The sequence below is a fragment of the Pseudonocardia lacus genome (assembly GCF_018531445.1).
In the GTDB taxonomy this organism is placed as follows: domain Bacteria; phylum Actinomycetota; class Actinomycetes; order Mycobacteriales; family Pseudonocardiaceae; genus Pseudonocardia; species Pseudonocardia lacus.
In genome coordinates, this window is the sequence record NZ_JAHDTH010000244.1 from 1 (window position 1) to 11,212 (window position 11,212).

Here is an 11,212-nt window from a genome sequence, read left to right on the forward strand (position 1 = left end):
CGCCCTGACGGGCGCTCCTTGACCCCGCCGCCTACCTCGACGCGCCCAGAACCCGGCGGAGAACCCCCAGAACAAAGATCAACAGCAAGAACAGGGGGTTGACCGGCCCCGCTCCTTCAGGGATGACTGTTGTGGGCCCTGATCGTGGTGGAAGTGACGGCCGGCAACCAGCGCCGGACGAAATCCTCGGCCGCCGCGCGACTGGCCGCCTTCTTCGACGGTCCCGAGCCCCGGGCGGTCCAGTCACGCACCCGCAGCACCGCCTCGAACCGGGGCTCGTGATCCGGGCCGGAGCGGTTCCACTCCCACACCTGGTCCTCGTGCGGCACGAGTTGGTCGAGGGTCGTCCGCCAGTCCGCCACGGTCTCCGGCTCCGATGCCGCTGCGGACTCGGTGACGGCCCGATCGACCAGCCGCCGGACGGCAGCGTGGCCGCCGACGAGCCCGGCCAGCCCGATGACCTGCTGCACGACGGCCAGTCGGGACCTCGTCGGCCGTTGTGCGAGCTGCTGGGCCTCACCCTTGCCGAAGTGCAGCGAGTCCTCGACGGCGGGCAGTGCGGCGAGCGCGTCCCAGGCGCTGCGCTCGTGCGCGGCCAGCGCAGAACTCTGCTGGCCGACCTTGGCGGGGTGGTTAGCGGCGATGTACCGATCGAGGACCGCCGCGCGCACGTGGCGCTTCGCCAGTTCCGCCAGCCCGTGCAGGACGGACGGGGCGACGATCCGCGACAGACCCTTCTCGTACAGGTAGCTGCTGTGCGCGCTCGCCGCGCGCAGCCAGCGCTGGAGGTGGTGGTCGTCGTAGAGCGGCGCCCCGGTCTCGGCGAAGAAGTCGACCAGCCGCTCGCGGAGGGGGATGGTGTCGAGCGCCTCGTCGAGGTCGACGAGCGCTGTCCCGCCGGCACCGGTCGAGAGGCGCTCCGCGGACTCGGCCGCACGCCGCGGCGACATGATGATGACGGTGCGCCTGCGGCGCAGGTCCGCGACGAAGGGGGTGGAGATTCCGCGCTCGTCGACGGTGCAGTCGTCCAGGCTCACCCACTCGATGCCGCCGCTCGGGGGACGGGTGCCGATCTCGACGCTGGCGGCGGCGTCGGTGGAGTCCAGTCGCAGGTGCAACGCGAAGCCGTCCCGGTCGAGGACCTGCTGGGGGGACGCCACCCCGGGACCGAACACCCAGTTGCGCCACCCCGCCGTCGACGGCTCAACGAGCCCGCCGGTGTACCAGACCGACATGTCGTAGGCCTTGAAGACCACGGTGATGAGCCCGTCGCCGGCCTCGGTGCGCAGCGCGAGCTCCAGGCAGGTGCAGGTGCCGCCGCGGCTGAACTCGCCGTGCAGCACCGGAACGGCGGGCCGGTCGCTGTGCCGGCGCGCCCAGATGGTCAGGTCGCGGTCGACGAAGAGGTGGTCGGCGCTGCGCCGGTCGTTGTGCTGGCGGTGGCAGGCGGTGTGCTGGCCGTTGCGGGCCGGCCGGTGGGCGAAGTGCGGGATGCGCTCCATCCCGACGCGCGTGGTGAGCCGCGTCCCGCACCCGCCCAGCCAGGTGCCGCACCAGAAGCTCGCACCCGGCGACCCGTCCAGCATCTGCCGGGCCTCGAACCGGGTCATCGGCATGATCACCGGGGTGCGCGATGTCGCGGCGTCGACCACAGCCGTCTGGACGAGGCGCTTGTCGGGCTCCCCGGTCACGGCCGGGGCCGATCGGGGTGGCGGGGGCCGAGGCCGGCGGGGACGTCGGCGAGCGGGGTCCAGGCCGGGCCGCCGTTCATGGCTGCGGCCATGCGGTCATAGGCGTCCAGGACGAGGCGGCGAGTGCGGTACTCGCCGTGGTCGCGCTCCTCGTACTTGCGGACCACGAAGAACGAATCGAGGACGTGCTCGGCCTCCGGCCGGGTCAGGCCGTAGACGTGCAGGAACGCGGCGTCGAGGTCGGCGCGCAGCAGGGCGCGGCGCTTGGGGTCCCAGCGGAAGGGCGGGCCGTCGTCGTGCATCTCCTGGGCGTAGGGCTTCAGGCGCCAGGAGGTGTAGGACAGCTCCAGGACGTAAGGGACGATCCATTCGGCGAGAGAGCCGGTCGGCTGCCAGGGGGTGGGTTCGGCGAAGGTGGCGGGGGTGGGGCAGGCGAGCTGCTTGACGATGAAGTAGGTCATCCCCGTACCACTGAGTTTCTGGCGGGAGATGTAGTCGAAGGCCAGCGACGACCACACGGCGTGCAGGAGAGGTCCGTGCGTCGGGTCCGTCGGGAACGCGAGCGGAAACTTGTGGCCGACCGCGCTGGCGGGCAGGACGGAGGGTACGAAGGTGCGCTCGTTGCTGGCATTGGTGATGTCGCGCCAGCCGAGCAGCCAGTCACGGTCCCACCGGCCGGCGAGCGCCTTGGTGACGACCGGGCGGGCGACCCAGTAGCGGGCCAGCGGCTCCATGTCCGGGTCGTTGTGCTGCTCGGCGGTAAGCCGCGGCAACGTTCCCTTGTTGAGCTGGGCTTCGGTTGCGTCGCGGTAGGTGGAGAAGCGGTGGTCGAAGTGGCCGAGCATCTTGGACTCATACAGCGGCAGGTGCTCATCCGCGGCGCGGTGGTACGACCAGCCGTCGAAGTCGGCGTCGACGAGCACTTCGGGCTGGTGGAACAGCCCGGCGTCGCTCGCCATATTGAACAGACCCTGGCTGAACGACAGACTCCACGGGTTCCGAGCGCCTGCGTCCCGGATGAGGACGGGGTGGCGGCGGTAGGCACCAAGGGTTACCTCGGCGTCGGTGCGGGTGCGGAACATCGGCAGGGTGCCGGTGTTCGGGTTGATGGCCAGTACCTCGTCCGGCGCAAGTTCGAAGCGACGTTCGGGAACGTCCTCGACATGACGGGTGTAGAACGCGAGACGACTGCGGTCCGCGATCCATTGGCGACCACTCACCGCGGTGGCAGCAAAGCGGAACTGGTTGTGGACCTCGGGGAAAATCTTGCCTTCGTTCTCGAAATCGTAGAAGGCGAGCAGGCGCTTGGCTCGGAGGATGTCGGCGAAGAACGGGGCGGTGGTCTTGTCAGTGGCCAGCCCGGTCGGCGTAATGATCCCGGCGGCGCCCTCCGGCCCGACAATCGTCCGGAAGGTCTCGGCGAACACGCTGTAAGTGTTGATCTTCCCTGTCGCGGTGAGCGGGAACCGGCCGCCACGGACGAAATGGGTGAGAGCACCTGCACCACGCTGTGCGTCACGGTAGTCAGCCGCCAGTACCGGCGCCTCCTCTTCGAGCCGCCGGATCAGCTTCTCGCGAACAGCTGCGTTCTTCGCGTCCGCGATGTCATCGCGACCGTGGGCGGCGAAGAACTGCTTGTCCTCCAGCTGCAGCGTCTCCCACGGCGGGTTACCCACCACGCAGGAGAACCCGCCCGCCCACCCCGTCTGCTCGTCGACACCCGCGGCCCGGCTGGAGACCGTGAAGACCTCCGGGAAGGCCAGATGCCAGTGCAGGAACCGGTACTGACCCCGCAACCGCGCGATCTCCGCCCGCGTCCCGGTCAGCCGCTCGGCTTCCTCCGGGTGCTGCAGCGCCAGGAACACGTCCTGGGTGATCGGCTGCGGAGCGTCCGGCGTCTTGCGCCACAGGAACGCCGCGCACCAGGCATCAGCAGTCAGCTCGGCGGCCCGGTACTCGGGCGAGGCCTCCAGCTCGGCGTACCGCTCGGCCTGCTTGTGCACGTCGGCGAGGGTGTCCGCCGGTGCGGTGAAGATCGTCTGCAGCCCGTAGGCCGCCCCGACGTTGGAGACCCGGACCTCGGCCATGTCCAGCAGCGACATCTGCGCGTTGGCGGACTGCTTGGCCAGGCTCCGGGCGAACGCCGGGTCGTCGCCGACGATCGGCTTGAACGCCTCCTCCGGGATGCCCTGCTTGAGCAGCGCCGGGGTGACGCCGATGAGCGCGTTGCCGCACTTGAGGTGGGCGTCGAGGAAGCTCAGCGGCTTGCCGGGCTCCAGGGCCTCCAGCCACAGCGACACCTTGGCCAGCTCGACGGCCATCGGGTTGAGGTCGACGCCGTAGATGCAGCGGGCGATCACCTCGTGCAGGGCGGTGCGCACCGCGGGCAGGGTGGGTTCCGGGTTGCCCTCGCGGACGGCGGCCACCCGCTTGGCGATGCGCCGGGCCGCGGCGACCAGGAAGTGACCGGAGCCGCAGGCCGGGTCGCAGACGGTCAGCGAGAGCAGTTCCTCGACGATCGCCGACGACGGGTCGGGGCCGGTGGCGGCCTCCTCGCCGCGCTTGACTGCGTCGTCGATCACCGGGTCGAGCGCGGAGTCCAGCAGCAGCTCGATCAGCGAGGACGGGGTGTAGTAGGAGCCGGTGGTCTTGCGGGCGTTGCCGGCCGCCGCCACCAGCTCGAAGGTCAGGTCCACCGCGGAGTGCCGGGGCACCAGCTCCAGCAGCGACTCGTAGACCGAGCCCAGCTCCTCGGCGTCCAGGTGCCGGTAGTCCACCGCGCGCCAACGCTTCGACGCCGCGTCCCGCACCCGGGCCAGGTGCCGCACGGCCTCCAGCAGGTGCTCGTTGGCCAGCTTCAGGCCGTCGAGCGGGGCGTCGGCGGGGGTCGGGTCGAAGATGCCACCCAGGCCGGGCAGGCCCAGCTCGGGGCGACCGTGCTCGTCGCCGAGGGCGTCCAGCACGATCCGCAGCCCGGCGTACAGGTCGTGGTGGGCGGTGCCGCGGCGGCGCAGGGAGTGCGCGCGCAGCCGGGCGGTGGAGAAGTAGGTGGCGTAGCGGTCGCGGGCCTGCCGGTCGGCGGCCGGGTCGTGCAGGACGTCGCGGTCCTCGGCGACGAACACGAACAGCAGCCGGTACACCAGCCGCAGCAGGGCCGCGTGCAGGGCGGTGACGTCGACGTTCTCCCGCAGCGCGGTGTTGTCGGGGTGGCGCAGGAAGCCGGTGCCCAGGGTGGTGATCGCGTCCTGGACGCCCGTGCGCAACTGGTCGAGCGCCCGCGCGCCGGACGTGATCGCCTCGCCGCGCCACTTCTCCAGCCGGCACGCCGACGGCGCCGCATCCTCGGCGACGGCGAACCGGCTGACATGCAGCAGCCGGTACAGCAGCACGAACTCGCTGAACAGCTCGCCGTCGAAGATCGCTTCGAGGTCGAACTCGACGTAGGCGGCGGTGGCCAGGGCGTTCGAGTCGCGCAGCAGCCGCAGCTGGCGGCCGTTGCTGACGATCCCCCACAGGTGCGCCTCGGTGCGGTTGAGGCACTCCTGCAGCAGCGACTGCGCCGGCACCGCCCCGCCGACGCGGGCGTCCAGCGTCGTCTGCCATGCCATCAGGTGCACCGGGACGTGGGTCCAGCGGTGGCTGACGGGGAACGTCTTCACGCCGTCGTCGGAGGTGATGCCGGCCGCGCCCAGCGCGGTCAGCGCGCCGAAGCCCAGCTCGGAGAACAGCGGCAGCAACCACTGGCTCACCGCCGTACCGGTGGCGTCGACCGGGACCTCCGCCTCCGGGGCGCGCGGCAGCCGGTTGCGCAGCTCCGCCCACACCGAGCGCAGGTACTCCCAGTGCCGCTCGGCCTCGTCCTGCACCGACCGGGAGCCGATCACCCGGTAGTCCGCGGGACGGGCCCCGTCGACGTCCTTGCCCTCGGCGATGCGGACGAGCATGTCGGCCGGCAGCAGCCCGCCGACCGTGTAGACCGCGGAGAAGATCTGCGCGCGCTTGATCGCCGACATCACTGGGCTCCCGGGACCGGCAGGTAGACGTAGGCGCCGAGGACGTCGGCACCGGGTTGGACGCGGACGTGCACGCCGCGCACGATCTCGCCCGACGCGCTGCGCACCCGGCGGTGCGCGGCCAGCAGCTCGTCGGCCAGGTCCTCGCCGACGGTGTCGAGGTGCTCGGCCACGGCGTCCAGGTTCGAGAGCACCCGCTCCATCGTGCGTTCGGCGAAGCCCGGATCGGTGTTGGCGTCCGCACCGGCCTCCAGCAGGGCCGCGGCGGCCTCCGGGGAGAGCCAGGTGGCGCCGGCCGGCGAGCCGGTGAACGCCAGCAGCCGGGCGTCCTCGGCGACCTGCTGGCGCTCCCCCGCCCGCGACGGCAGCGTCAGGTGGAAGCGGTAGCGGACCAGCAGCAGCGTGGTGCGGGTGTCGACCGCGTTCGTCCGGATCACCCCGCAGCGCCGGGCCGGGCGCGGGCCGGCGGCCTTCGGGTCGAGCGCGGCGTTCAGCACGTAGCCGGCCAGGGCGCCGACCACCGGGTCGGTGCGCACCAGCGCGACCTCCCCGCGGGCCACCGCGGCGCTGTCGCGGAACGGCACCCGCGGGCTGCCGCCCTCGACCGAGCGGCCCAGCGCGGCGGCCACGCCGTCGCGCAGCCCGACCGGCGAACCGGACAGGTCGGCGGCGAACCCGTCGCCGTCCTTCCACACCACCGCGTCCAGCGCGCTCAGCGCGTGCTCGACGAACCCGCGCACCTCCTCGGCACGGCCCAGGCTGTCGCGGACCGCGGCGACCTCGCGGGCCACCTCGTCGGGGTGGATCGAGCGCTGCGCGTAGCGGGTGCGGGAGGTCTTCTCCCGCTCGGCCGCTGAGGCCCACTCGTCGTCCAGCGTCAGCTGCTGCGGCCCCAGGTCCAGCTCACCGGTGTCGAACAGGGCGCCCTGCTCGGGGACGCGGCGGCGCTCCATCAGGTAGCCGACGATCGCGTCGGTCACCCCGGTCGCCGCGGCCTCCGGGATGGACACCGAGATGCCCAGGTCCTGGCGGATCTGGCGGTGCTTGCGGATCAGCACCTCCAGCACCCGGCCGTCGATGACGTTGTCCTCGCCGTAGACGGTGACCACCTTGACCACGTCGCGGCGCTGGCCGAACCGATCGACCCGGCCCTCGCGCTGGTCGTGACGGGTCGGGTTCCAGGCCAGGTCGTAGTGCACGACCGCGTCGAAGTGGTGCTGCAGGTTCACGCCCTCGGACAGGCAGTCGGTGGCGACCAGCACCCGGCGCGCCGCCGGGTCGTCGCCGGCCTGCTCGGCCAGCTCCTCGATGCGGGCCAGCCGCTGCTGCGGCGAGAGCGTCCCGGTGACCGCACGGACCAGCGTCTTCTTCCCCAGCACACCGCCGAGGTGCTCGGCGACGTACTCGGCGGTCGGGATGTAGCGGCAGAAGACGATCGGGTGGTAACCCTCCTTGAGCAGCGCCTTGAGCTGGGTGACCAGCACCGCCAGCTTCCGGTCGCCTTCGGGGCCCTCCAACTGCTCGGCGCGGTCGGCCAGCTCGGCCAGCCGGGCGCCGGTCGATTCGGTCCCCGCGCCCGGGGCGACGTCCAGGCCCTCCAGTCGGTCGGCGTCGGCGGCGTCGCGGGTGATCGGGGCGCCCAGCCGGTCGGCCTCCTCCGCGCTGTCGGCCTCGGCCGTCGCGGAGCGGGTGCGCAGGGTCTGCGCGGCAGCCCGCGGGGACGACACCAGCGAGCGCAGCAGCGCGATCGCCGACCACCAGGCGATCCGCGCCTCCCGCCTGCCCCGCTCCCCCGCCGCCTCCACCCGCTCCCCGGCGAAGGCGATGGCGTCGTCGAGCAGCGCGCGGTAGGCCGGGGAGAGCCGGTAGGTCTTGTCGGCGAACAACCGGTCCGACGGGAACGCGGTGTCCTCGGTCAGGAACCGGCGCACGTCGGCCCGCTTGCGCTGGACGAAGAACCGGGCCAGCTGCCGGCGGCCGGCCTCGGTGTCCAGCTCGACGGTGGCCAGCTCCGGGACGAGCAGACCCAGCAGGTTGCGGAACGCGGCCTCCTTGCCGCTGTGCGGGGTCGCGGTGACCAGCAGCAGGTGGCGCTCGACGTCCGCGGCGACCTTGGTCAGCAGCTCGTAGCGCAGCTGGTTCTGGGTGGCCGCGGTGTCGTCGGCGGCCACGCAGCTGTGCGCCTCGTCGACGATCACCAGGTCCGGGCAGTGCCGGACGAAGTCGTCGCGGTGGCGGGTGGACTTGATGAAGTCGGTGGAGACGATCACGTGCGGGTAGCGGTCGAACAGCGACTGGCCCAGCGCCAGGTCGCGCTCCAGCCGCGACACCGTGGAGGCCAGCACCAGCTCGGCGTCGATGCCGAACTTGCCGCGCAGCTCGGCCTGCCACTGCTCGGCCAGCGCCGGCGAGCACAGCACCGCCAGCCGGCGCGCGCTGCCCTGCGCCAGCAGCTCCGCGGCGATCAACCCGGCCTCCACGGTCTTGCCGATCCCGACGTCGTCGGAGATCAGCAGCCGGACGACCCGCTGGCGCAGCGCCATCATCAGCGGCACCAGCTGGTAGGCGCGCGGCTCCACCGCGATCCCGGCCAGCGACCGGAACGGCCCGGCACCCGAGCGGAAGCCGATGCGCAGCGCGGTGCGCAGCAGGCCGGCGGCGTGCGCGTCACCGACGTCGCCCGGGGTCGGCGGCGCGAACTGCGCGCTCGTGACCTCCTCGAAGGCGGGGAAGACCGCGGCGACATCGTCGTCGCTGCCGCCCAGCGGGCGCAGCACCAGCAGGTCGGCGGCGCTCTCCGGGAGCACCACCCACTCCCGGTCGCGGGCGCGGACCAGTGATCCGGCGGTGTAGGTCGTCATGCTCGCTTCCTGGTCAGCTCTGGTCGTCGAGACCGAAGTACTTGGGGTACTTGCCGGCGATGGCCGCCCAGTCGACGTCGTGCGGGAAGCGCACGACCTCCCAGCCCTCGTCGATCAGCCGCTCCTCGGCCTCGACGTCCCGGTCGGCCACCGCGGGGAACTGGTGCACGGGGCCGTCGACGAACACCGCGACGTTCACGCCCGGCAGCCGGTAGACGAAGTCGGGCCGCGCCCGGGCCTTCTCGACCAGGACCTGGGCGTCGTCGGGCATCCGCAGGCCGCGTTCCTTGAGGAACGCCAGCAACCGGGCCTCTAACCCGGTGTCGGAGGCGTCTTGCAGCCGGGAGAGCTGCTCGGAGCGGCTCTCCCCGCGGCCGGTCGAGAGGGTGTGCGAGCCCACGAGCCGGACCAGCAGGTCGCGGACGCTGTGCCGGTCGATCGCGGCGTGGTGCAGCTGGTTGCCGTAGGTGAGCAGGCAGTCGTAGCAGCCGCGGGCGCACGGCCGGTCGGGGTGCGAGCCGCCGCGATCCGTGCCGTCGGGCTCGAAGTGGCAGATGTCCAGCGCCGCCAGGGCGACCTTGCGCAGGTCGAACCGCTCGGACTGGAGCTGGCGCAGCACCCCGGCCCCGCCCTCGGCGGCCTCGGTGAACAGCATGCGGTCGCGCGGGCCGTCAGATGGCGGGAGCAGCTCGCTGTTCAGCTCGCTGTCCTCCAGCTCGTAGGTGGCCTCGATCCCGCGTTCCAGGGCGAACATCAACGACAGGGCCACGGCCTCGTCGAGCGGCTGCGCCATCCGCACGACGAGGATGTTGCGGCGGTCCTCGACGTAGGGGATCACCCGCTTCTTGCGGCGCTGCTCGTCACCCGCGCCGAGCACGGGCAGCTCGCTGGAGTCACCGGCCGCCTCGGCGGCGTCCTTCTCGTTCATCCAGCGGCCGTCGGCGAGGTCGAGCCAGAAGCCCGGGGGCTCGTCCTTCTTGGCGCGCACCCGGCCCACGTTCGTGATCCGCACGGTCGCCGAGTCGCCGTAGGTGAGCGTGGCGATCCGGCCGCCGTCGTCCTGCACGAGCGCGTCACGGCGGCCGGGCCGGTTCCCGTGGTCGTGGAAGCGGTAGGCCGTCTCCAGGCGGAACCCGGCGCGGCGGCGCTCCTCCTCGTCGGAGGAGATCCGCTCCCGGCGCGTGGTGTAGACCGTGTGCAGGTGCAGCAGACCGGTCGTGACTTCGCGCAGCCGCTCCCCGCACATGTCGCAGACGTCCTCGCCGTCGGCGCCGAGGTATCCGCACGACTCGCAGCGCTTCGCCGTCGTCGTCGCCAGGTCGCCCGCGCCCCCGGGCGGGAGCTGGATGCGGTCGACCTGGTAGCGGGCCCCCTCGTGGTAGATCAGCGCGCCGGGACCGAACTCGCGGATGGCCAGGAACCGGGGCCGCTGCAGGTAGTCCCCGTCGCCGAAGCGCCGCCCGGACGTCGGGATGTAGGCGGCGAGCGGGAGCCGCGGGAACGAGTAGCCCGGCAGGAAGCCCTCGCTGGCCAGGTAGCGGTAGGGGTTGAAGTCCGACAGCACCGACTTGCTGTCGACGCTCTCGTTGACCAGCAGCTTCAGCTGCGTCTCCGCCTCCCGCCGGCGGCGGGTCGCGATCTGGCGGTCGTTCTCCGAGAGCGAGTGGTCGAGCACCCGGCGGTTCTGCTCGTCCTGGTCGACCAGCGCGGCGGTGAACAGCTGGCGCCACCGGTCGAAGGCCCGGTCGAACTGCTGCGGAGCCGCCTGCACGGCGTCGGAGATCCACTGGTCGTGCCACCAGGTCGAGTCCTCGGCGAAGCGCTCGCACAGCGGACCGAGCAGCTCGCGCGCGGCCGTGACCGCGCGCGTGGCCGCCGACCGGTCGTTGATCTTCGCGACCACGTCCTCGTGCAGGCGCAGCGGCGGGGCCGGTGGGCGGACCTGCTTGTCGTAGGCCGTGTCGATGACGATCGGGACCGCGCTGCCCAACTTCAGCCCGCACTCGGCCAGCCACACCGCCTGCACGTGCGAGCGGACGAGGTCCTCGTTGGCCAGGTCGAGGCGGGGCGGGGCCACGACCCCGGCGACCATCCGCTGCGAGCGGCGGAAGTAGTACTGGTCGTGGCTGTTGCCGGTGGCGCAGTAGGTCGTCACCAGCGCCGGCTGCCCGGACCGGCCCGCGCGGCCGCTGCGCTGCGCGTAGTTGGCGGGCGTCGGCGGGACGTTGCGCATCATCACCGCGTTCAGCTCGGAGATGTCGACGCCCAGCTCCATCGTCGGCGAGCAGTAGAGCAGCTTGAGCCGGCCCGCCCGGAAGTCGTCCTCGCGGGCCTGCCGCTGCGCCGGGTCCACCTGGGCCGTGTGCTCCCGCGCCACCAGCCCGGCCAGGGCCTGCGCCGCGTCCTGGTAGAGCTGCGCGAAGAAGCGGTTGACCCGTGGGCCGTCGCCGCTGGCGTAGGTGCGGGTCAGCGGGTCGTAGGCGCCCTGCTCCCCCGCGCCGGCTTTCCAGACCAGCGCCGAGCTTGATCTTTAACCTCGTGGGTCCCGGCGCTGCGCTCAGGTGACCCCGGGTGATCATGGGAGCAGCCCCTGGTTGATCATGCTTCTGACGAAGGAAGAAGATCAACACAAGGGCTGCGGTGGATA

At 72.2% G+C, this 11,212-nt stretch carries 4 protein-coding genes; all 4 read right to left on the reverse strand.

Annotated features, from left to right (window positions below):
- Positions 1-116: 116 nt before the first annotated feature.
- From KIK08_RS33835 to KIK08_RS33850, 4 genes are read right to left on the reverse strand one after another with little or no spacing between them, the layout of a single operon-like run.
- Positions 117-1,691 (reverse strand): putative dsRNA-binding protein, encoded by a 1,575-nt coding sequence (locus KIK08_RS33835; RefSeq protein WP_214407390.1) that lies wholly within the window; start codon positions 1,689-1,691, stop codon positions 117-119.
- Positions 1,688-5,704, reverse strand: a complete 4,017-nt coding sequence (locus KIK08_RS33840; protein ID WP_214407391.1) for an Eco57I restriction-modification methylase domain-containing protein — start codon at positions 5,702-5,704, stop codon at positions 1,688-1,690. The genes KIK08_RS33835 and KIK08_RS33840 overlap by 4 nt, the downstream gene beginning before the upstream one ends.
- Positions 5,704-8,565: a DEAD/DEAH box helicase gene (locus KIK08_RS33845; RefSeq protein ID WP_214407392.1), complete on the reverse strand. Its 2,862-nt coding sequence runs from the start codon at positions 8,563-8,565 to the stop codon at positions 5,704-5,706. The genes KIK08_RS33840 and KIK08_RS33845 overlap by 1 nt, the downstream gene beginning before the upstream one ends.
- A 13-nt stretch (positions 8,566-8,578) precedes the next feature.
- Positions 8,579-10,942, reverse strand: a complete 2,364-nt coding sequence (locus KIK08_RS33850; protein ID WP_308258059.1) for a helicase-related protein — start codon at positions 10,940-10,942, stop codon at positions 8,579-8,581.
- Positions 10,943-11,212 lie beyond the last annotated feature (270 nt).

What these genes read in the sequence shown, in the direction of transcription:
- KIK08_RS33840 (WP_214407391.1), bottom strand. Translation starts at nt 5,704, where the DNA reads ATGTCGGCGATCAAGCGCGCGCAGATCTTCTCCGCGGTCTACACGGTC.
- KIK08_RS33845 (WP_214407392.1), bottom strand. Translation starts at nt 8,565, where the DNA reads ATGACGACCTACACCGCCGGATCACTGGTCCGCGCCCGCGACCGGGAG.